A 22,309-nucleotide genomic window follows, 5' to 3' on the forward strand; every position below is an offset into this window, starting at 1 on the left:
TTGCCGTATTATAAAGGTTAGAGCATTTATACATAAAGGATGATAGTCAATCGTTGAAGACAAAGGAGTTGCCTGCATGTCGCTGTTGATTCATGAGCAGAAAAAGCCCAAGATGCAGCCCTTTTACTGGGTGCTGACGTTTGAGGCGTATACGATCGGCATACTGATCGGCCTTGGGCTGATCGTCGGCCCGGTAATCCTTCTGCTTCGCTGGCCTTCCGTCTGGACCTGGCTTAGCTTGCTGGCCGTGCCTGTCGGAATGATCATGTTGGTCAAATTGTTGAAAAGCCTGAGAAAACAGGTGTGGGCCAATACGCATCTGGACCGATTCGCGCTGTATGAGGATCGCGTTGAATACGAGCTGTGGGATTCGGCTACGGGAGAATCGGAGCAAGGGAGCGTCTTCCTGACCGATGTGGTGGAGATGTACTATGGCCGTTACGTGCTCCAATACAGCTATGCTTATAAGAAAACCAAAATGATGGAAAAAAGCGCGATGTTCGAATTGATGCCGGTCCTGTACCTGATTGCCCGAAGCGGGATGGGGGAGCGGGCCATCGCCGTTCCGTTCCTGGATCCGATGGACGCGAACCGCTGGCTGGAGGCCATGGGCCGAAGAAATATACCGTTATACCTTACCTCGCTCGTCATCCATGATTTCCGTGATGCATCGGTGCCGCAGCAGCTGCGGAGCGATGAGGATTTGAAGGCAGCGGAATTTGACGGGAATATCGAGCGTGACTTCCGTCCGTACATGGAACAGCTTATCGAAGAGGAGCAGCATCGCGAGTATACGGAAGCCGAATTGGAAGAGCTTGAGCATGAGATGAAGCGTCTGGAATACGAGGAGGAGCTGAGAAAAAGGAAATCCGCCTTTCGCGGGGTCGGCAAGCTGGCTTGGCTCGTATTCCCGGTTCAATTCGCCATCGGCTTTTGGCTGGTAAGATTGGCCGAGAACGGCTCGATTGACCCGAATAATTACGGGTACACGACTATATTATTCGGGTGCTCGTGCATATTGTTCTTTACCTTAGTGAAATGGATGCACTGGCTGCAGATGATTATTTTTTCCTTGGCTTCACTTGTTTCATTCTTTTTTGTGGACTTTTCGGATGTCGAAACCGATCCGTCCTACATGATGTCCGGGAATCTCATAGCCATGTCCTTCATGCTTCTGCCCCTATATGGTCTGATCTATCTTGGGGTTCGCCGATTGCGGAAGAACCGCGATGCCAAGAATTTGCCACCGGCGCCTGAACCGTACAGACCAGCCCAGCACACCCCGGAATCGGAGATCGATTTGTCAAAGGGTCAGTAGCTGTAATGCTGAGCGGAAGCAGCTATTCTGTTCCCGTACGCTTCACCAATTGACGGATGGATGATCGCGCAAAATAAACTTCTTTAGTGAGTAGTGAGCATAAAGCTTGTCGGTTGCATGTGTGGTGTTTGACATGATCGCACGTGTCGAGAATACCTGTCGTCGCTGCGCCCCATATGAGATCACAGAAGCGCAGCCCTAGGGCTGCGCTTCGTATTGGATGTAGTAGGTATCCATCGGCTGACTTGTATATGTCGTGTCGAGCTCCTTCTTCTCCCCGGGTGCGAGCGTCACGTGCTCGTAAGTTTTAGCAAATACGTCTTCTTTGTCCTTATCGTAAACGGAAACTTTTATATTGCCGGTGAATGTTTCGCTGCTGTGGTAATTGCCGGCATAGACGAGAATATCGGCACCATCATCATTTTTGTAAGCTCCGACATAAACCATGATATGATCCTGGACGCTCGTCAGGCTGGATTTCTCCTTCTTTTCCTCGAATCTTTGATCGAGCTTCGCCTGCATCGTTTCTTGTTTATACAAGGAGTCTTGGGTGATCAGTCCCACGGGAATCGTCACGATAAAATAAAATACCAAAGCCGTGAGGCCGGTACTGCGCAGTATGGTTTTCCGGTCGTAACGGCCAATCATAAGTCCTACCCATGCAATTAGGACAAAGAGGAGGACAATGAGATGCCAAGGGGATAAAAACATTTCTGGGTACAATTTCATGCTTTTTCCTCGCTTACATGTTAAATTGCAGCAGTGCGGCTGCAGCAGGGCACATCCATCCAATCCCATTCCCGGGAAGGGATAGGACGAATCAGACGAGCCTTCGCGGCGAATCAGACTGTTAGTTTTTTTGCCTGCCCCGATAAATATAAAATTATCATAATACAAATGTTTTCATTTGGGTATCAGTCCGAGGTATCGAAATTTGGTTTCACCCCATGATTTCAGGTATGATGAGGAATAGATGGTGCACGCCGGATCAGCGTAATCCAAACAGGGTCGCACTATAGAGGAGGGAATGAATGATGTCAATCTATGATTATCAAGCCGTCGATACACAAGGCAAAGCCATTTCGCTTGAGGATTATAAGGGCAATGTGCTGCTTATTGCGAACACGGCCAGCCAATGCGGGCTGACTCCGCAGTACGGGGAGCTTCAGGAGTTATATGAGCAGTACAAGTCCAGAGGTCTGGAGGTGCTAGGCTTTCCTTGCAACCAGTTCGGAGGACAGGAGCCGGGTTCAAGCGAGGAAGCGGAATCGTTCTGCCAATTGAATTACGGCGTAACGTTCAAGATTTTCGGGAAGATTGATGTAAACGGGGAAGAAGCCCATCCGCTCTTTCAATATTTGAAGTCTCAGCAGCCAGGTCCTGAAGGAAACGGAGAGATTGCCTGGAACTTCACCAAGTTTCTTGTAGATCGGGAGGGTCAAGTCGTGCAGCGGTTTGAGCCGCGGGAGACCCCTGAATCGATGAGAAGCGCAATTGAATCGCTGCTGGATTAAAGATTTCGAGAGTTTTGCGAATGCGAAGAGCAGGGCTGTAAGTGCCGGGATCTAGCTGGACGATCCGGTCACTGCAGTCCTGTTTTTTGCTGTGCAGCCCCTTTCAAAACATCTGGCTTCGGTGTCAAACGTACCTGGCGGAAACGACCGAATTAGTATGCTCTGAAGCCAGCTCGTTCATTCCCTTTTATCCAGTCTCAAAATCGGAATAACAGTCTGCCGTTTGCGCAATCATAAGAATCAATGGAATGAGTCACAACAAGATTGTGAATTTGTGAACAAAGTGTGGCTATTTCAAAAGCCTATTGAAATGTGAATAAAATCACATTATAATGAAACCATAGTAAAAAGTGAATTAATTCACAAACGAGCTTGGGCATCGGATCAAAATGGCATCAACGGTTACCAAGCATGATTCCATGCCAAACAGATCATCTTAAACAAATACAAGCTTTACTTTGGAGGAGGAAAAACCATGAAAGTTGCCGTTATTGGTTGTACCCATGCAGGAACGTCTGCCATTGTAAATACCGCCAAGCTGTATCCAGATGCACAGATTACCGTTTATGAACGCAATGACAATATTTCCTTTTTATCGTGCGGCATTGCACTGTATGTCGGAGGCGTCGTGAAGGATCCGGATGGATTATTCTATTCCTCGCCGGAAAAGCTCGAAGAGCTGGGCGTCGACACCAAGATGCGCCACGAGATCGTATCGGTTGATACCGACCGCAAAACCCTTAAGGTGCGCAATCTGGTCACGTCCGAAACCTTTGACGATACGTACGACAAGCTGATCATTACGACCGGCTCTTGGCCGATCGTTCCGAAACTTGAGGGCATTGACCTGGACAATATCCTGCTCTCGAAGAATTACCGCCATTCCAATACGATTATCGAAAAAGCGCGTCATGCGAAGCATATCACCGTCGTAGGTGCCGGGTATATCGGCGTCGAGCTGGTCGAGGCCTTTCAGCAAAACGGCAAGCAGGTTACGCTGATCGACAGCGCTGACCGCATTCTGAACAAATATTTGGACCGTGAATTCAGTGATCAGATCGAGAATTCTTTCCGGGAAAAAGGAATTGAGCTGGCACTCGGTCAGACGGTAACCTCCTTCCAGGGAGAGGAGGGCAAAGTAAACAAGGTGATTACCGACAAGGGAGAAATCCAAACGGATCTGGTCATCCTCTGCATCGGCTTCCGTCCGAACACAGGGCTGTTTAAAGGACAGGTCGACATGCTCGACAACGGAGCCATCGTTGTGAACTCGTACATGCAGACCAATAAGCCAGATGTCTATGCAGCGGGCGATTGCTGCTCGGTGCTCTATAACCCGACAGGCAAGATGATGTACATTCCGCTGGCGACGAACGCCGTGCGGATGGGGACGCTGGTTGCCCGCAATTTGGTGAAGCACACCACCCCTTATATGGGGACGCAAGGCACCTCGGGCCTCAAAATTTATGAGCATAACATCGCGTCCACTGGGCTGACGGAAGGAGCCGCTAAGGATGAAGGACTTCAGGTCGAAGCCGTAACGATCACCGATCATTACCGTCCGGAATTTATGCCGACGTCTGAATCGGTAACATTGAAGGTCGTATATGAGACGGAAACCCGCCGCGTAATCGGTGCCCAAGTGATTTCCAAGGCAGACTTGACCCAGTCGATCAACACGCTGTCGGTATGCATCCAGAACCGGATGACGATTGACCAGCTGGCCTTTATCGATTTCTTCTTCCAGCCGCATTACAACAAGCCGTGGAACTTCCTGAATACGGCGGGATTGCAGGCGCTGCCTGAAATCCAAACCGAGACACCTGTGCACGTATAACTCATCCCTTCGAAGCCCCCCTTTCCAGGGGGCTTTTTCGTGTTTATGCAGGATTTTGCGAATGCATGGCGAAACTATTTAAGTTCAGGATTAAGGAAAGATTCTAATCAAGCCATGACTGCGATAGGAGGTAATATGAATGAGGATGAATCCGATGATGATAAAAATTTCGGCTGCAATACTGACGATGCTGCTTATTGGAGCCTGCTCGAATGATCAGGCTGCTCCGCCGGCGGAACAGCCCCCTGCCGTAAGCGGAGGCGGCGATTCAGGCAATGCCTCAGGATCCGCTGAAGACCCTTCAGCCAAGCCCCAAGAGGATCAGACCGCTACGCCGGACGGTGGCAAGAAGCTGAGTGCCGGCGAGACAGGCGTTGTCGGCGATACGATCGACTATTACGGAATCGTGATTACGCTGAACGGATTGCGGGAATCGGAAGGGGACGATTATAAAAAGCCCCAGGATGGCAATATGTTCAAGGTTGTCGATCTAACCGTTAAAAATAACGGAACCGAGCCGGTGGTCATTTCGTCCGCCTTATCGTTTGCGCTGACAGATGACCAGGAGGTGCACTATACGCCGGCGATCTCCTCGGATGTGCAGACCCTCGATGGAACCATAGCACCCGGGGAGGAGCTGAAGGGTGAAATTTCCTATGAGGTAGCTAAAGATGCCAAAGGTCTGCAGCTGAGCTTCGGGGATCCGATGAAGATGGACAGAGCTGTCTGGAATTTGGAATAAGACGAATCATAGCTAAGAATGTAGGCAGCACGATGACAGGAGGGTTTTCGATAAAACGAAAGCCCTCCTGTTCTAGTTATTCAGGCCTTTCCTTTACATTGCGGGAGGGTTGGGGTATGATGGATGAAATTAAACCGCATAGTCGGTTTTTTTCTGAAATCAACGAATTGGTTTGAACAATGGCGATAAATCGGGCTCTGGTTCCACCCAAGAAGGGCTGCAGGACCTTGTCCGTAACGGCAATTCATTGTAGCAAGGAGTGCTTTTCGATGGCAACAGAGAAAGCTCAACGGAAGCGGGACCTTATTCTGGAGAAAGCGAAGATGCTCTTCATCCAGCGCGGATATGCGGCAACGTCCATGGACGAATTGGTCAAGTTTACCGGTGCCAGCAAGGGCAGCATCTATTACCATTTTGACAGCAAGGAGGATCTCTTTATCCAGCTACTTGCCAAACAGAATCAGGAATGGATGGAAGCATGGCACGAGAAGAAGGCGAAGTACGGAAGCTTTGAAGAGAAGCTGTATGGGATCGCTGATCATATGGTCGATGATTTTCAAAACCCGCTCACGAAGGTTGCAGAGGAATTTTACATCAACCAGCCGAATGACAATACGCTGCTGAATAAATTGCTGGCGATCCTGCAGGGGCCGCGGGCCCTGTACCTGGAAATCCTGGAGGAGGGTGCCGATCAAGGAATCATTTCTCCGGAGGATATCGAGGAAGTATCCGTTATATTCGGATCCCTTCTCGACGGCTTGTCGACCACGTTCTATGAACGGTCACAAGAGGAATTGCGCATGCTGTACCGGAAGGGCGTCAGCATTTTTCTGCAAGGGGTGATGACTGGGCGAGCCGAGGACTGACCGGATGACCAAGCTTCTTTTGATAAAGCATAGGAACATGCGAAGGCATGCTCCGTGCTTTTATGAATATAAATAAACCGACTAGTCGGTTTCAACTAAGGGGGCATGAACAATGAAGCATCTGTTTCGCAACAAAGCATTTGTACTGCTCACGATTTCGGATGTCCTGCAGAACATCGGCATCTGGATCCGCAACATGGCGCTGCTCTACTTCATTATGGAGAAAAGCCATCATAACCCGGTAGCCATATCGCTTCTGACCGTTATTGAATATGCGCCGATCTTTCTGGTTTCGATTATCGGCGGCGTACTAGCCGACCGCTGGCGGCCGAAGCGCACGATGATTTGGGGGGACATCCTGAGTTTCTTATCCGTGCTGCTCATCCTGTTCGTCGTATTTGCAGGATATTGGCAGGCGGCCTTCGCCGTGACGCTGATCTCGGCCGTTGTCTCCCAATTCTCCCAGCCGTCCTCGTTCAAGATCATCAAGCGCTGCTTGCCGGATGAGCATGTCTCGTCGGCGACGGCATTGTCCCAGGCGCTCATGTCGCTGTTCATTATTCTAGGGCCGATGATCGGGACGACGATCTATCAAGCCTTCGGCCTCGAAGCGTCTTTGATTAGCCTGCTTGTCATATTTGCCGGCTCTGCCGCCGTATTGGCATTCCTCCCCTCGCATGTGGATGAAGCAGCGGATAGGGCCGACTCTGCAAGCTCTTTTACAGAAGAACTGAAGGAGGGCTTCCGCTACATCGGTCGTACCGGATGGCTGAAGGTTCTTTTGGTGGTTTATGTTCTTCTGGCGCTCGGGGCGGGACTTGTCCAGCCGCTCGATATCTTTGTCATCACCGAGCGGTTGATGCTGGATATGACCAGCGTGCAGTGGTTTACCGCGCTTGAGGGTGCAGGGATGCTGATCGGGGGGATTATTGCTGCCGTCATCGCCGGGAGGGTGAAAGGCTCGTATCTTCTGTTTGCTGGTCTTGCCTTCCTGGGGGTGTCCACATGCATCGAAGTACTGTCGAAGTGGCCGCTCCTGACCGGTGCCATGCGTTTTGTTACGGGCGTGCTGATGGCGCTGGCGCAAACCGTCTTGATGGCACTGATGATGCGGCAGGTTGATGAACAATATATCGGGCGTCTCAATGGCGTCATGACGCCGGTCTTTACCGGCATGCTGCTGATCGGCTCCGGACTGACGGGATGGTATATGGCGGCATCGTCGATCGTTGCGGTATATTTCACGGCAGGAGCCATATTCCTGGTATCCTCGTTCGTCAGCATAAAGCTTCCCGCCGCCAAGGTGCCGGTTGAAGGCATGCCTGCCGGGCCGACGGCTGCCCCTAAAGGCGTGATGGAATCCTAGAGCGCTCAGCTCAACAACTTACTTATAAGAAAAGAGAAGGGACTGTCCCAGGTCAATGGACCTTACGGGAGAGTCCCTTCTTCTCTTCGTTAATGATGAGGTCAAGGCTGGTTTAATCTATGGTAGCGCGCAAGACGTTCACTCGAAGTCAGGATTCGTCTGGTGCTGCGTCTTGGCGCAGCGAGCTGTGCCTGTAACCATACACGGCGTAGATAATGATGCCGAGCCCGATCCAGACGATGAACCCGATCCAGGTGATCCGCTGCAGCGTCGTGAGCAGGTACAAGCAGCTGAGCGTGGCGATTAAGGGCAGCCATGGAACCAGCGGCACGCGAAAGGTCCGCTTCAGGTTAGGGTGCGTCTTGCGCAGGACAATGATGCCGAGAGAAACGGTAATAAAGGCGAACAGCGTGCCGATGCTGGCCAGGTCCGCCAGGTTTCCAAGCGGAACGAAGCCCGACAGCGCCGCGATGCAGATGCCGGATACCCAAGTGCTGAATACGGGCGACTTCGTCTTCGGATTGACCGAGCTCATCCGTTTCGGGAGCAAGCCGTCCCGACCGAGTGCGTACAGCAGCCGGGATTGACCGAACAATACCCCCATGAGGACGGTGGTCAGGCCGGCGAGGGCTCCGAGCGAGATGAAGTAGGACATCCAGTCCTGCTCAATATACAGCAGCGCGAAGGCGACAGGGTCTTTCACGTTCAAGAGATGATACGGCACAAGGCCGGTTAATACCGCCGTAACGGCAATGTATAGGATGGCAACGATAAGCAGAGAGCCTAATATGGCGACTGGCAGGCTTTTCTGAGGCTGCTTCACTTCCTCCGCAGCTGTGGCGATGACGTCGAAGCCGATATATGCGAGGAAGGCGATGGCCGCCCCCGTCATGACCCCTTCGATGCCGAACGGAAGGAACGGCGTCCAGTTGTCCGGCTTCACGTAGAAAACTCCGACACCGATGAACAGAACGATGACGGCTATCTTCAGATATACCATGATGGTGTTGAGCCGGGTGGATTCCTTCGCTCCCCGGGATACGATCCATGTAATCAACAGCGCGATGACGATCGCCGGCACATCCACGTATGTGCCTTTCGCAGGATTGAAGGCACTTGTAATGGCAACAGGAAGATGAATATTGAACCCGGACAGAATGCTCTGCACATATCCCGACCAGCTGCTGGATACGAGGGCGCTTGCAAAGCCGTATTCCAGGAGCAAATCCCAGCCCATCAGCCAAGCGAGGCCTTCCCCAAAGGCGGAGTAGCTGTACGTATACGCGCTGCCGGCTACCGGCACGGTGGAGGCGAATTCGGCATAGCATAGTGCGCAGAAGGCGCATACCAGCCCTGCCAGGAGGAATGACAAGATCAGTCCCGGACCGGCATGGGTGGCGGCCGTCACGCCGGTTAATACGAAAATTCCCGTTCCCACAATAGAACCGACGCCAAGGACGATCAAGTCCATGACGCCGAGCTGTTTCTTCAATGCGGAACGCACTTCTCCGCCTGTCAAAGACGGAATCGGCTTCTTGCGAAGCAGATTGTGTTTCAAGCTCATAAATGGAGTCTCCTAGATGTTTATTTAGATAGATTTCCCCGATGCATGACCCATCCATTCCGACATTATAAAGAAAAATAAGACGCTTTGAAAGCCTAAGGCTGCCTGTCCCCAGAAAAAAGCCTATGTCGAAGGTGTTGGCGGCCATGCGCGTACGCTTTCCTTCGGTAAATTACCAGTCTCTTCCCAATCCATCTCAGAAGAATCAGCATCAGCCGCTTGGGAGCGGATGTGGGAAGCGAACCGGATGCAAAGGCAGAAAAAGCCCGTCCCCGCCATGGGTCCGGGCTGCAGCTATTTCTTCAAATGATAAGGAACCGTTGTAAGAATAACATCCCGCCGGTAAAGCAGATGAGCGCGAATGAGCAAGCTCGACTGATTGTGCAGGAAGTTGTGCCACCCCTTCTTCGGAATGAACTGTGGAATGACGACCGTCACCTGGTAGTCGGACTCGCTGGCCTTGCGCTGTACCGTGTCGATGAATTTAGTGAGCGGCGAGATGATGCTGCGGTATGGCGAATGCAGCGTCACCAGCCGGACGTCCGGCTGCCACTTCTTCCATTTTTCCTCGAAAGCAATCTGGTCTTCCCGTTCGAAGTTCACGTAAACGGCGATGATTTGGTCAGCGGACAGTGATTTGGCATAATTGAGCGAGTTCTCCACCACATGCGTAATGCCGGCTACCGGTACGATAATAATATTGCCCTCGATCGGCTTTGCCGGCTCGCAGGTCGTAATCCGGAGCTGATCGGCGACCGCTTCATAGTGATTCCGAATCCGGGTGAAGATCCAGATGATGAGCGGCAGAAACAGGAGCACCGACCACACCTGGGCGAATTTCGTGAGGAAAAAGATCAACGTTACCGCAAAGCTGATAACGGCTCCCGTCGTGTTAATGACCAGCTTGGGGAGCCAGCCTTGAGGCTTCTCGCGAAGCCACTTCACCATCATCCCCGTCTGCGACAAGGTAAACGGAATGAATACGCCGACGGCGTACAACGGGATCAGATGCTCGGTCTTGCCCTCGAAGGCCAGGATCAGCACGATGGACAGAAGACCGAGGATAATGATGCCGTTGGAATACCCCAAGCGGTCCCCCCGGACCGTGAACATCCGCGGGATGAACTTATCCTTCGCCAGGTTGACGGCCAGCAGAGGAAATGCCGAATACCCCGTGTTGGCCGCCAGGATCAGAATTAACGCCGTGGTCCCCTGGATGAAATAATACAGCGCGTTCCGGCCGAAGGTATGCTCGGCGATTTGGGAGACAACCGTCACCTCTTCGCTGGGACTGACCCCGTAATAATAGGCCAGGAAGACGATTCCCGAAAATAACAGGGCGAGCAGGGAGCCCATCGCGGCCAGGGTTTTGGCGGCGTTGTTCGGTGCAGGCTCCTTGAAGTTCGGAATGGCGTTGGATATGGCTTCAACCCCCGGTGAGCGCGGAGCTGCCTGAAGCGAACGCCCGCAGGAGCAGAAACAGGCTCAGTCCGGCGACGGGCGTGCCGATCTTGGTGTGCAGCTCCGGCGAAGCGTGGCCGGTTGCAATATCGTAGAGACCGACGCCAATCAGAATAAACAAGGCCAGTACGAACAGGTAGACCGGATAGGCCAGAATCGAGGCGGATTCCGTCACGCCCCGCAAGTTCAGCACGGTAAGAAACAGGACGAACAGTACGGCGATTCCGACATTATAGGGACGCAGCTCGGGAAAAGCCGACGTAATCGCATCCGTACCGGCCGATACGCTGACCGCCACCGTTAGGATATAGTCGACGAGCAAGGAGCCTCCGGCAACGAGGCCTGGATACATGCCCAGATTCCGTTTCGACACGACATAGGCTCCACCGCCCTGCGGATAAGAGAAGATGATCTGTCTGTACGATAGGATCAGCGCCAGCAATAAGACGAGAACGCCGATGGCGATCGGGATGGAATACCAATAGGCAGCCGCGCCGACAGTCATCAGCACCAGCAGGATTTGCTCGGGGCCGTAGGCGACGGATGACAGGGCATCGGATGACAAAATCGCCAGGGCCTTGGTTTTATTCAATTTTTGATCGCCTAATTCATTGGATTTAAGCGGTCTTCCGATGAGGAAGCGCTTGATGGAAGATAGCATCGTGTTTCACCACCGATTCGATTTGGATTTTGGGTCGTTTTCCCCAAAAAAGCATAAAGCTATGTGGCTTGGGTGAATGGTCAAGGGCCGGGCATGGGATGCATCTCCATTTCGATTTTTGGCATAGAAAAAACACAGGTTAGAGCCTGTGTTTTTTGCACAAGTTCACAACCCTCCCATTAACGCCTACGAGGTTAGCTGTCGGATTCGGGCGCGAGAGTCGCCCTACCTGATGCCGCGCGGGACCGGCCGCGGTTATTCAGGATTCACCCCATAGTATGGCTGCCGCATCGGCAGGCATACGCTTCGGTTCCCCCATTTTCCTCTCTGGAAATTCGGCGAATCAACTGTGAGATTATATTGGATTTGAAATCTGAATAGTATATTACGCCTGCGGCATTCGATTGTAAAACGGCCTTTTGCCGCTATTTTCGGCAGTAAGGAACCGAATGATCCATAAGTAAGCGATTACATGGGATACGGACTTTCGCGGGATCATTATTTTGCAGATTTACGCAATAAATCGCTGAATGCGAAGATTTGGAAACTGAAAGCGCGGTAGGGAAAGCAGAAAACGCGGTGAGGGGAAAAGGTAGGCGTGCAGATAAAAGAGGATGCTCCTATCGAAGAAGCAAGCCGAAGAGAGCATTCGCGGCCGCTTCTTGAGCCGGCCGTAATGTAAATTCGCCATGCCGTATCTCGGGGGAGGAGATACATGCATGGCGAATTTTTGGGAGTGGTCCATGATATGGCGAGGAGGAGAAAGGGTCTGGGTTTCTCATCCTTGCTCTTGATAGAAATATACCCGGGAGTTCGAGGGGTGAATCACATCTTTAGAAAAAAATGTATGACTTTACGATAAGGCTGATTTTTTTTAAGATAAGGGGATACGAAAGAGGCTGGAGCACAAGGGGGAGAGGACAAATTGATTCATCAGGAACACGGCGTATTTCCGGCGGTTTGCCCGCTGGATTGTCCGGATACTTGCAGCCTGCTGCTGCATAAAGAGAACGGGAAAATCGTAAAGGTTACAGGCAACCCCGACCATCCGATCACGCAAGGCGCGATCTGCAATAAAGTGCGCAATATGGCTCACCGGGTATACCATCCGGAGCGTGTGCTCTATCCGCTGCGCCGGACCGGCCCGAAAGGTGCCGGCTCATTTGAGCGGATCAGCTGGGACGAGGCGATCCGGGAAATCGCGGACCGGTACAAGGCGCTGATTGCATCGGATGGTCCGGAAAGCATCCTGCCTTACAGCTTCTACGGGAACATGGGCATCTTGAGCGTAGACGGCATGGACCGCCGCTTCTTCAACAGGCTGGGGGCCAGCAAGCTGAAGCAGTCCATCTGCAATTCGGCCGGAAACGAAGGCTGGAAATCGGTCATGGGCTTCAACGGGGGGACGGTCCCTGAAGACACGGTGAACGCCGATGTGATCATCGTCTGGGGCGGCAATATCGTCAGCACGAACATGCATCAGGTGGTGCTCGCCGAAAAAGCCCGCAAGCGGGGCGCGAAGGTCGTCGTCATCGATGTTCATAAAAATCAGACCGGCCAATGGGCGGATTGGTTCATTCCGCTGTATCCCGGTACGGATGCCGCGCTTGCCGTCGGGATCATGCACGTCCTGTTCCGGGACGGGCTGGTGGATGAGGCGTTCATGGAACGTTATACGATCGGCCATGAGGAGCTGAGGGAGCATGTGAAGACGTACACGCCGGAATACGTGTCTTCCGTAACGGGCATTCCGGCCGACGATGTGGCGAAGCTGGCCGAGCTGTATGGCCGTGCCGGCGTGTCTTACATTCACATCGGCAACGGTCTGCAGCATCATGATAACGGCGGCATGACGGTACGGAGCATTGCGGCCCTGCCGGCGCTGACCGGGCAGTGGCTCAAGCGGGGCGGCGGGGCCGCCAAATCAAACGGGGGCTACAACAGCATGAACAGCGAGGCTTTGGAACGGCCGGATCTGCGGCCGAACCCGGGTGCGCGCACGATTAATATGAACCGGATCGGGGAAGCGCTGGCCATGACCGAGAAGCCGATCCGCTCGGTATTCGTCTACTGCAGCAACCCGCTGGTGGTTGCTCCGGATACGGAGCGCGTGAAAGAGGGTTTTGCACGGGAGGATCTGTTCACGGTCGTTCACGATTTATTTATGACGGACACGGCCAAGTATGCGGATATCGTATTGCCGGCCACCTCCTCCTTTGAAAGCACGGACCTGTACGCCTCCTACTGGCACCAATACGTTCAGCTTCAGGAGCCGGTTATTCCGGCGCAGGGGGAAAGCAAGAGCAATGTTGAGCTGTTCTCCCTGCTCGGCCGGGCAATGGGCTTTGAGGAAGAAGCCTTCCGGGAATCGGAAGAAGAGATGATTGCCCGTGCGCTTGATAATCCCGATAATCCGTATTTAAACGGAGTGACCCTGGACAGGCTGAAGGCAGAGCGCCATGTCAAGCTGGACATGACGCCTCTCGAGAGCTTCCTGGACCGGCTTCCGACCCCTTCGGGACGGATCGAGCTGTATTCGGCCAGACTGGCGGAAGCCGGACTTCCGCCGCTGCCGACCTATGTGCCGCTGAAGGAAGGTTATGACGGGGTGCGGCGCGGACGGGGGAACCGGTATCCGCTGATGTTCATTTCTCCGCCGAACCACAATTTCCTGAACTCGATCTTTGCAAATGTCGAGAAGCATCAGAAGATGGAGAAGGAGCCGACGCTCCAGATCCATCCCGAGGATGCGGAGCAGCGCGGGATTGCCGACGGCGATCCGGTCGTTGTGTTCAACGATCGCGGAACCTACGAGGCTCGCGCCAAAGTGGTGGATAAGATGCTGCCGGGCACCGTGGTCAGCCAAGGCCTCTGGTGGGAAGGCGAGGGCCGGAAGCAGCGGGCCAATGCCCTTACGCCGGACAGGCTGGCAGACATGGGTGAGGGGGCAACCTTCTTCTCGACCGTTGTCGAGATCAAGCGCACATAAGCCGAAGGGGAGGCCTCTCCCCGATATCGGAATATGCGCGAATGCCGTAAGCGGTACGGAGCTAAATGAATGCGCGGGGTGCAGTGCTTCAAATGCGATGGGCAATGCCCTGAAACGATCCATTTAACCGATACAAAAAAAGTAATTGATAAGATCAAGATGCCGTCTATCATTAGGCGGCATCTTTTTTTATGCCGTGGGCAGGCAGACTTTATACTTTTTCAAGCTGTGTCCGTACCGATCATCCGTCAGAAGTATAAAAAATCGCGGGTTTGTTATATAGTTTCACCCCATCGCCAAGGTTAGAATGTCCTTAAGTCCGAAAGACCGCAGCCCTTAGGCTGGCGTTAACGTGTGTCGCAAGGATGTTCGCATGCGCCTTGACTATATTTTTCAAGCGGGAGGAACAACATGTCCCAATCTGCACCGAAACAGCGGCCGGCAACGGTTACCCCGGGGCCCCGAATCCACAGCTCCAGCTTCTTGCGCCGCTTCATGAAACAATGGGATGTCCAGCTTATGGTCATTCCCGGAGTCATCCTCGTCTTCATATTCTCATATTTGCCGATGTACGGGGTGATTACCGGATTTATGGATTACAACCTGTTTACGGGCTCGAGAATTTGGGAGAATCCATGGGTCGGTTTCAAGCATTTCGAAGCCTTCTTCAACGCGCCGGAGTTTGAGCGGCTGATCCGCAATACCCTCGTCATCAGTTTGCTAAAGTTCTTTATCGGCTTCCCGGCACCGATTTTGCTGGCGCTTATGCTGAACGAAGTCCGCCATATGTTCTTTAAACGGACGGTCCAGACGCTTACCTATTTGCCTCATTTTCTATCTTGGGTCATCGTGGCCGGTCTGACGATGTCGATGCTGTCCACAGAGAATGGAAGCGTCAACATGCTTCTGAAAAGCGTAGGTTTGATCAACGAGCCGATTAACTTCCTCGGCATGAAGGAATATTTCTGGTCGATTCTAATCTCGGCGAATGTGTGGAAGGAAATCGGGTTCAACTCCATTGTGTTTATGGCTGCCATCGCAGGGATCGACCCGGCACTGTATGAAGCAGCCGATATCGACGGCGCAAGCAAATTCAAGCAGATTTTCAACATTACGCTGCCTTCCATCATGCCGGTTGTCATTATTTTCATGATTCTTGCCATTGGCAACCTGGTCAATGCGGGATTTGAGGATATCCTGCTTCTCGCAACGAATCCGGTGCTGAGGCCGGTGTCCGATGTTATCGATACGTACGTCTACCGCGTGGGGCTAGGCACACACCGCTATTCCTATGCTGTCGCCATCGGGCTATTCAAAGCCATCGTCAGCGTCACGCTCTTGACGATTGCCAACTACATGGCCCGCCGATCCGGCAACAGTCTGTGGTAAGATTCGCAAGCTTAGGAGGTACAGCATGTTAAAAAGAATCAGCTTCGGAGACAAGGTCATGCTTGCCGTCATATACGTTCTGCTTGGTTTATTGGCCTTCTCAGCGCTCTATCCATTCTGGAACGCGGTGGCGATCTCCTTCAACGTCGGCGTGGATACCTCCAAAGGAGGCATCACGTTCTGGCCGCGTCAATTCACGCTGGAGAATTACCAGGTGATCCTGCAGGATGAGCGTCTGATCAACGGGTTTATGATCTCGATCGCCCGGACGGTCGTCGGAACCGCCACCTCGATTCTGATGACGGCTATCGTGGCATACGGAATGACCCGCTCTTATTTGTATGGTAGGAGCTTCTACATGACCTTCTTTATATTCACCCTGTACTTTAGCGGAGGCTTGATCCCGACCTACCTTCTGATCCGGTCCCTCGGCCTGATGGATACGTTCCTGGTGTTTATCATTCCTTCTATGGTGAGCGTCTGGAATATGATCATCTTCCGCACGTTCTTTAAAGGGCTGCCGGTCGGCCTGGAAGAGTCTGCGCATATTGACGGGTGCAGCAATTGGGGGACCTTTTTCAGGATCGTGCTTCCGCTCTCGGGGCCGGTCATCGCGACCTTGGCGCTGCTCACGGCGGTCGGTCACTGGAACGACTGGTTCCTGCCAAGCATCTATATCACCAACGAGGATTTGCTGCCGATCCAGACGATATTGCGGGAGACCCTGAACGCCAATATCAAAACCGCGCAAAGCTCCGCTATCGACAGCAGCGCGCTTGCGTTGATCGAAAGCTCCAAGAACACCAGCTCGAAATCGCTGACGATGGCGATGATGATCGTGGTCACCGCTCCGATTATCCTCGTGTACCCTTTCGTACAGAAGTATTTTGTCAAGGGCGTGCTCGTAGGCTCGCTGAAAGAGTAATCCTGGCATCGGTTTAAGGCGAACAGCTTTGAACATATATAATTCGAGAATGAGAGGGGTTAAGAGAATGAGCAAGATGAAAAAGCCGCTCCTGGTCATGGCATCGGCGCTGCTGGTGCTCGTTACCGTCATGACGGGATGCACCAAGTCCAACGAAGGCTCGCCGCCGCCAACAAACAATCCACCGAAGACCAATGAACAGCCGAATGAACCGCCTAAAGAAAATACAGAAGATAAGTGGGTGCTGGGAGAGAAGCCGCTCCAGTTCAGCGCATACGCCCATTACCAGGATACCGACTTCCCTAAATGGGAAAGCACGCCGATCGGTAAATATCTCAGCGAGGAGAAGCAGGTCAAGATTGACATGATCAAAGCTGCCGGAGCCCATACGCAAAAGCTGAGCGCCATGATGGCCTCCGATGATCTGCCTGACATGATCTGGACGGACCGGGACCACCCGGACATGGACCGGCTGGAGAAGGCCGGCAAGCTCGTTCCTTATGATGATTATCTGGATAAGTACACGAATCTGAAGACCTGGATGGGAGATGATTTGAACCTGCTCCGTTCGGCAGACGGCAAGCTGTACCGCTTTCCGAACTGGTACTCCTCCCGTCCTTTCGGAAATGCGGGATATGCCGTGAACAAGAAAATCTATGAGGAGCTTGGTTCACCCAAACTGGAAACAACCGACGATCTCTACAACTACCTGGTCAAGGTAAAAGAAAAGTACGGAGACCAAGTGGTGCCGTTCGAGCCGCATCGGGCCCAGGAAAGACAAGGTTTGGGCGTGCTGTACACCGCGTTTGGAGAAGGAGCAAGCTACACGAACCTGAACGCGAATCTGCTGGCGGTTCCGAAAGACAGCAAGCTGACATCGCTGCTAACCGATCCGGTATTCCGCGAAGCCCAGAAATATATTTCCAAGCTGTATCGGGAAAAGCTGATCTCCCAGGATGCGTTCAACCAGACGGAGGATCAGGTTAAGGAGAAGGTCATGACCGGAAGAGTAGCCGTCTATGCTTCGGCGAACCCTACGCTCTTCGCCAGCGAGGCGCACAAGGAATTAACCAAGACGGATCCGAATGCCGGCTACTTCATGATTTGGCCGATCCGGAAGGAAGGTTTGGATAAGAACAAAATTTACCCGGGAACGTATACCAGCTTCGGCTGGAATGCCGCTTATATCACGACGGCTGCCGAAGACCCTGAAGCCATTTTTGCATTCCTTGATTGGTATACCGGACCTGAAGGCATGAATGTCCAGTTCTTCGGTCCGGAAGGGAAGAACTGGAAAGGATTTGATGAAGAAGGCAAGCCGAACTTCACGGAGAACTATGATCCGAAAGAAGTGGCGGAGATTCAAACCAAGAATGATAAAGTGATGTTCGTGGGCAATACCAGCTATATCGACCCTGCCAAATGGAAGTACATGGAGAGCCTTCCGGTTGAGGAGCAGGACTGGGTCGCACGTTATCAGCAGACCATCACCTGGCCGACTCAATTGAATGTGACCGAGTTTACCGGACTGAATCCGCCAACCGATTCCGAGGAAGGCATTATCCGGACTTCGGTGGATGAATTGTTCCTTGAGATCTATGCCAAGTCGTCCATGGCTGCAAGCGACGAGGAAGTCGACAAAATCCTCGACCAGGGCAATAAAGACTTGATGGATCTGGGTTATGACAGGCTCCTGGAATGGCGTACGGTCAAATGGCAAGAAAACCTCGCCAAAATGCAGAAATAATCTAGTTTCTCTTGCTGGACATATTATCCATTCTTATCCCAACGTCCCAAAGAATCCGCGGGTGGATTCTTTGGGATATCTCCGTTTTGATGGAGGATGCTTCAAAAGACAGGGCTTTGTGGTTAGACGTAACTGCCGGTTTCGGCAAGAGAGCGTTAAACATCACGGAATTTACAGGCAGAGAGAGACGAACGGAAGAGCGAGGAGCAGGCGCAGGCGCAGGCAGGAAAGCACAGCGGCTTTCGCAGAAGCGCCGCGGCCTCCTTTTGTGATCGATTTCGAACAGGGGGGATGGCATGTATAAGGTTCTGTTGGTCGATGATGAGGAGCTTGATTTGGAGGGAATGAGGAGGTTTATCCCTTGGTCCGACCTGAATATGGTGGTGAGGGGGAGTGTGAACAACGCCTTGTCGGCATGCGACATCATTGAGAAGGAAGACATCGACATTCTTGTCAGTGACGTAAATATGCCTTATATGTCGGGGCTTGAGCTGGCCCGAATCGCGCTTGAACGCAAGCCGAGCATCAGGATCATATTCGTCAGCGGCTATCAGGAGTTCAGTTATGTTCAGCAGGCGTTATCCCTCAAGGCATACAGCTATGTTCTGAAGCCAATGAACGATAGCGAGCTGGTATCCTCTTTATTGAAAGCAAAGCGGGATTTGGATGAAGAGATCAAGCAGCGCGAAGTGGAAACGGCCTATCAGGAAATGATCCCGATTGTCAAAAGCGACATTCTGATAAGGCTGCTGGAACGGGAGGACAGTGATGACAGCGAAGCACTGGCCAAACAGATGGTATCGTACGGGCTTGACCGGATGCATTGGCCGGTGCGGGTAGCGGTCATCGAGCTGGACAATTTGCCGTGGGAGCAGGCGGGAGGGATGTCCTCGCAGCGGGAGACGACCCGCAAGTTTTTGCAGCATGTGCAGGACAGCGTATTGGCCCTCGGGATCGTCACTTGGTGCAAGCTGTCCTCCCAGCGGATCGCGCTGCTGTTGGAGGAAGCCGAGTCCGACGCTATGGTACGGGACTTGGTTGACCGGATCCGTCGGCAATTGCCTGCAACCGTCACCGCTGGAATCGGCGGAACCGCTAAAGGGCCGGATGATCTTCAAGCATCGCACAGGCAGGCCGTAGAGGCGGTGGAGGGCAAAATGTTTTTGGGCAAGGGCACCGTGATCAAGTACGAGGATGTACGGGCCGAGCCGGCCATGCTGGATGCCCGGATGCTGGATGAACGGATGAAGAGCCTGCTTGCAGCGATGGAGGATTACGAGCTGGTCCGGATTTGCGATGAGCTCGATAAATGGTTTGATTCGGTCAAGAGACTGCGTTCCCGATTTACCGTACACAATATGTCCAGCTATATCATCTGGAAGCTTGATCAATATTTAAGCAGCAAAGATGAGGATTTGTTCGAATTGCTCGGCATGGAGATGCAGCACTTGGATATTCTGATGCAGTTTGAGACGGTGAACGATATCCGGGGCTGGCTGGTCCGGCGCATGTTCGAAATATCGGAGAAGCTGTATGAGAAGGCAAACAGCAAGGACAGCAAGTTCATCCGGAGCGTGATCAGCTTTATCAAGGAGCATATGAGCGAAAATATCACCATTCGGGATATCGCCCAGCATTTTTCCTTTTCACCGAGCCATATCGGGTATTTAATCAAGGAAAAATCGGGCCATACGTTCAATGAGCTGCTGGTGCAGCTTCGGATGGAGAAGGCCTGCGAGCTGTTAAAGCAGCCCGGCATGAAAATCTATGAAGTGGCCGATCAGGTGGGGTACCGGTATCTTCCTTATTTCAGCAGGCAGTTTAAGGAGAAATTCGGCATCACACCGCTGGAATACCGAAAGAGAGAAAGCGAATGATCCGCCGATTCCTTCAACCCGGACAACGCAAAGGCAGCGGGACGGGATACATACCGATCGGTTACAAGCTGATGCTGTCGTATCTGGCGTTTATTATCCTTTTGGTTTCCGCGAACTTTTATATATCCCAGACCATGTACGACGAGAGCATGCGGAGGCAGACCCGGAAGAATATTCAGGGGACGCTGGCACAGATCCGGGATAATGTGGCTTACAAGGTCGATGATATCGTTCAAACCTCCGCGACTTTATACAATGACTCAAGCCTGATCCAAAGCGTGAAGCGGATGGACGAGCGGATGGACAATTATAACCGGATGAATAAGGTCATCATCCCGAAATTGGAAAGCGCCTCCAAAGCAATCGGACTGAATCTAAGGCTGTCCGTATACTTCCATAATAAGAGCTTGGACGAAATATACCGGCTGTGGGGAGGACGCGAAGATTACAGTGAACAAACCTACAATGTCTATCATATGGAGCGCATTTATAATAAGCGCTGGTATGAAGAGCTTCCTGAAGAGAGCTACAACAAAACCATGCTGTGGCGGCAGGTCGAGGAGGATCAAACGGACGGCAGAATTTCGCTGATCCGGCGGATCGTGGATATGGGGAACCTGCTCGAGATCAAGGAAGTGGGAATCATGCGGTTCAGCGTCCGCCTGTCCGAGTTGTTCGAAAGCGTAGATTACAAGAAGCTGGGAGAAGGCAGCACGCTGACGGTGGTCGATGCCTCCGGGAACGTCCTTTATTCCTCCGGGAGACCGGGCGGGGGCGTTCAAGCCCATGGTCTTAAAACCGGTATGGACCCGCTACCGGCGGCAGACGCCAAGAACAATGCTTTGGTCTTGGAGGAACAGCTTCCCCAGCAGTCCTGGAGACTCGTTGCGGAGGTCCCGCTTCACATTATCGAGCAGGAGGCCAAGCGCGTACGCACCGTCTTTATTCTTATCTGTTTGGCGTGCGTCATTCTATTCGTCCTGACGGGATTTCTCATGTCCCGGTATCTGTCCATTCGAATTACGAAGATCGTGTCCGTGCTGAACGCCTTTCGGGAAGGAAACCTGAACAAGCGGATCAAATACCGGGGACGGGGAGAATTTCCGCAGATCGCCGATGCGCTCAACGCCATGGGGGAAGATATCGAAGCGCTTATCAATAAGGTGTATCTTACCCAGCTTCAGAAGAAGGAGGCGGAGCTGGAGATGCTGCAGGCGCAGATCAATCCGCATTTCTTGTATAACACGCTGTCGTCCATCAATCAGCTGGCCAAGTTCGGCGAGACGGAGAAGCTTCAGCAGATGGTGGTCCAGCTGGCGCAGTTTTACCGGCTGACGCTGAATTCCGGCCGAACGATGATCCCGATCGCCGCGGAGATCGAACAGGCTTCGGCTTATCTGGATATCCAGAAGGTGAAATACGGTAGGCGGATGGATGTTGCCTTCGACATCGATCCGGACATCTGGCCTTACGAGACCGTTAAGCTGATTTTGCAGCCATTCATCGAAAATACGCTGAAGCATGCTTGGAGCGGAGACCGGATTCATATCCGGGTGCTGGTGAAGAAGGAGGGGGACACGATCCTCTACCGGGTCATCGACGATGGTCTGGGCATGAAGCCGGAACGCATCCGCGAGATCTTCGATCCGGGGGATCACAGCCATGTCGGCTGCGGCATTCGGAATATCGACGAGCGGGTGAAGCTGCATTACGGCCCCGAGTATGGCGTAAGCATCTTTAGCCGGGTCGGCATCGGAACCTCGGTACAAATCCGGATTCCTGCGAAGAGGAGACGGGGGCACCGGAGCGATGAGCGGAAAATGGAGCAGCAGGGCCGCTGAAGCGGTCCTGTTTCGCTGCTCGATTAAAGCGTCACTAAATGTGCTTGCGAAATTACATCGCTTTCGGCGATACTAGAGATTGGGCAAGCACAAAGTTACAGGTTATGTAAGCTGCAGCAGAAGCGGGAGTGGCATCCTGCCCATTGCCCTGCGAGTGATACCTATTCAAGCCCGCCAAGGGCTTTTTTATTTGGATAATGATCATGGCATTA

At 52.6% G+C, this 22,309-nt stretch carries 14 protein-coding genes, 1 pseudogene and 1 riboswitch; of the genes and pseudogenes, 12 read left to right on the forward strand and 3 right to left on the reverse strand.

The window, feature by feature from the left end; all coding sequences use genetic code 11:
* The first annotated feature begins 76 nt into the window (after positions 1-76).
* Positions 77-1,318: a hypothetical protein gene (locus tag NST44_RS07205; RefSeq protein WP_007128838.1), complete on the forward strand. Its 1,242-nt coding sequence runs from the start codon at positions 77-79 to the stop codon at positions 1,316-1,318.
* Between the two features lie 198 nt (positions 1,319-1,516).
* Here the strand turns inward: NST44_RS07205 and NST44_RS07210 are convergent, their stop codons facing one another.
* Complete coding sequence (locus NST44_RS07210) at positions 1,517-2,047, reverse strand: hypothetical protein (RefSeq protein ID WP_144877943.1); 531 nt, start codon at positions 2,045-2,047, stop codon at positions 1,517-1,519.
* A 305-nt stretch (positions 2,048-2,352) separates the two neighbouring features.
* Here NST44_RS07210 and NST44_RS07215 point away from each other — a divergent pair, with 305 nt between their 5' ends.
* The 5 genes from NST44_RS07215 to NST44_RS07235 all read left to right on the forward strand — a co-directional run bounded on the left by NST44_RS07215 (position 2,353) and on the right by NST44_RS07235 (position 7,643).
* The gene (locus NST44_RS07215; RefSeq protein ID WP_007128836.1) at positions 2,353-2,832 is read left to right on the forward strand and encodes a glutathione peroxidase; all 480 of its coding nucleotides are present in this window, start codon (positions 2,353-2,355) and stop codon (positions 2,830-2,832) included.
* Between the two features lie 475 nt (positions 2,833-3,307).
* Positions 3,308-4,669 carry an FAD-dependent oxidoreductase gene (locus NST44_RS07220; protein WP_144877944.1) on the forward strand — a complete coding sequence of 454 codons (1,362 nt, stop codon included), beginning with the start codon at positions 3,308-3,310 and terminating at the stop codon, positions 4,667-4,669.
* A gap of 139 nt (positions 4,670-4,808) precedes the next feature.
* Entirely contained in the window at positions 4,809-5,411 is a 603-nt protein-coding gene (locus tag NST44_RS07225; RefSeq protein WP_007128834.1) for a DUF4352 domain-containing protein, read from the forward strand.
* 269 nt (positions 5,412-5,680) lie between these two features.
* Positions 5,681-6,277 (forward strand): TetR/AcrR family transcriptional regulator, encoded by a 597-nt coding sequence (locus NST44_RS07230; RefSeq protein WP_144877945.1) that lies wholly within the window; start codon positions 5,681-5,683, stop codon positions 6,275-6,277.
* Positions 6,278-6,389: 112 nt separating this feature from the next.
* Positions 6,390-7,643, forward strand: coding sequence for an MFS transporter (locus NST44_RS07235; RefSeq protein ID WP_340898586.1), 1,254 nt, complete (start codon positions 6,390-6,392; stop codon positions 7,641-7,643).
* Between the two features lie 148 nt (positions 7,644-7,791).
* On the opposite strand, the gene NST44_RS07240 is transcribed toward NST44_RS07235, so the two are convergent.
* The gene (locus NST44_RS07240) at positions 7,792-9,207 is read right to left on the reverse strand and encodes an amino acid permease (protein WP_245255799.1); all 1,416 of its coding nucleotides are present in this window, start codon (positions 9,205-9,207) and stop codon (positions 7,792-7,794) included.
* A 294-nt stretch (positions 9,208-9,501) separates the two neighbouring features.
* A pseudogene (locus NST44_RS07245) lies at positions 9,502-11,329 on the reverse strand (APC family permease).
* A 168-nt stretch (positions 11,330-11,497) separates the two neighbouring features.
* Positions 11,498-11,680, reverse strand: a riboswitch (cyclic di-AMP (ydaO/yuaA leader).
* A 574-nt stretch (positions 11,681-12,254) separates the two neighbouring features.
* Here NST44_RS07245 and NST44_RS07250 point away from each other — a divergent pair.
* From NST44_RS07250 to NST44_RS07275, 6 genes are all read left to right on the forward strand, one after another.
* A complete protein-coding gene (locus tag NST44_RS07250; RefSeq protein ID WP_340898589.1) occupies positions 12,255-14,318 on the forward strand; it encodes a molybdopterin-containing oxidoreductase family protein in 2,064 nt (687 codons plus the stop codon).
* Positions 14,319-14,729: 411 nt separating this feature from the next.
* On the forward strand, positions 14,730-15,707 hold the full coding sequence (locus tag NST44_RS07255) for an ABC transporter permease (protein WP_007128827.1): 978 nt from the start codon (positions 14,730-14,732) through the stop codon (positions 15,705-15,707).
* A gap of 25 nt (positions 15,708-15,732) precedes the next feature.
* Positions 15,733-16,632: a carbohydrate ABC transporter permease gene (locus NST44_RS07260; RefSeq protein ID WP_144877950.1), complete on the forward strand. Its 900-nt coding sequence runs from the start codon at positions 15,733-15,735 to the stop codon at positions 16,630-16,632.
* 67 nt (positions 16,633-16,699) lie between these two features.
* Positions 16,700-18,379, forward strand: coding sequence for an extracellular solute-binding protein (locus NST44_RS07265; protein WP_007128825.1), 1,680 nt, complete (start codon positions 16,700-16,702; stop codon positions 18,377-18,379).
* A gap of 296 nt (positions 18,380-18,675) precedes the next feature.
* Positions 18,676-20,256: a response regulator transcription factor gene (locus NST44_RS07270; protein ID WP_007128824.1), complete on the forward strand. Its 1,581-nt coding sequence runs from the start codon at positions 18,676-18,678 to the stop codon at positions 20,254-20,256.
* Positions 20,253-22,097, forward strand: coding sequence for a cache domain-containing sensor histidine kinase (locus NST44_RS07275; protein WP_340898594.1), 1,845 nt, complete (start codon positions 20,253-20,255; stop codon positions 22,095-22,097). The genes NST44_RS07270 and NST44_RS07275 overlap by 4 nt, the downstream gene beginning before the upstream one ends.
* Positions 22,098-22,309: the final 212 nt, after the last annotated feature.

The organism is Paenibacillus sp. FSL W8-0919, assembly GCF_038003785.1.
Classification (GTDB): Bacteria; Bacillota; Bacilli; order Paenibacillales; family Paenibacillaceae; genus Paenibacillus_AQ; species Paenibacillus_AQ lactis.

What these genes read in the sequence shown, in the direction of transcription:
- NST44_RS07255 (WP_007128827.1), top strand. Translation starts at nt 14,730, where the DNA reads ATGTCCCAATCTGCACCGAAACAGCGGCCGGCAACGGTTACCCCGGGG.
- NST44_RS07235 (WP_340898586.1), top strand. Translation starts at nt 6,390, where the DNA reads ATGAAGCATCTGTTTCGCAACAAAGCATTTGTACTGCTCACGATTTCG.
- NST44_RS07265 (WP_007128825.1), top strand. Translation starts at nt 16,700, where the DNA reads ATGAGCAAGATGAAAAAGCCGCTCCTGGTCATGGCATCGGCGCTGCTG.
- NST44_RS07220 (WP_144877944.1), top strand. Translation starts at nt 3,308, where the DNA reads ATGAAAGTTGCCGTTATTGGTTGTACCCATGCAGGAACGTCTGCCATT.
- NST44_RS07205 (WP_007128838.1), top strand. Translation starts at nt 77, where the DNA reads ATGTCGCTGTTGATTCATGAGCAGAAAAAGCCCAAGATGCAGCCCTTT.
- NST44_RS07230 (WP_144877945.1), top strand. Translation starts at nt 5,681, where the DNA reads ATGGCAACAGAGAAAGCTCAACGGAAGCGGGACCTTATTCTGGAGAAA.
- NST44_RS07225 (WP_007128834.1), top strand. Translation starts at nt 4,809, where the DNA reads ATGAGGATGAATCCGATGATGATAAAAATTTCGGCTGCAATACTGACG.
- NST44_RS07240 (WP_245255799.1), bottom strand. Translation starts at nt 9,207, where the DNA reads ATGAGCTTGAAACACAATCTGCTTCGCAAGAAGCCGATTCCGTCTTTG.
- NST44_RS07270 (WP_007128824.1), top strand. Translation starts at nt 18,676, where the DNA reads ATGTATAAGGTTCTGTTGGTCGATGATGAGGAGCTTGATTTGGAGGGA.
- NST44_RS07215 (WP_007128836.1), top strand. Translation starts at nt 2,353, where the DNA reads ATGTCAATCTATGATTATCAAGCCGTCGATACACAAGGCAAAGCCATT.
- NST44_RS07210 (WP_144877943.1), bottom strand. Translation starts at nt 2,047, where the DNA reads ATGAAATTGTACCCAGAAATGTTTTTATCCCCTTGGCATCTCATTGTC.
- NST44_RS07260 (WP_144877950.1), top strand. Translation starts at nt 15,733, where the DNA reads ATGTTAAAAAGAATCAGCTTCGGAGACAAGGTCATGCTTGCCGTCATA.
- NST44_RS07275 (WP_340898594.1), top strand. Translation starts at nt 20,253, where the DNA reads ATGATCCGCCGATTCCTTCAACCCGGACAACGCAAAGGCAGCGGGACG.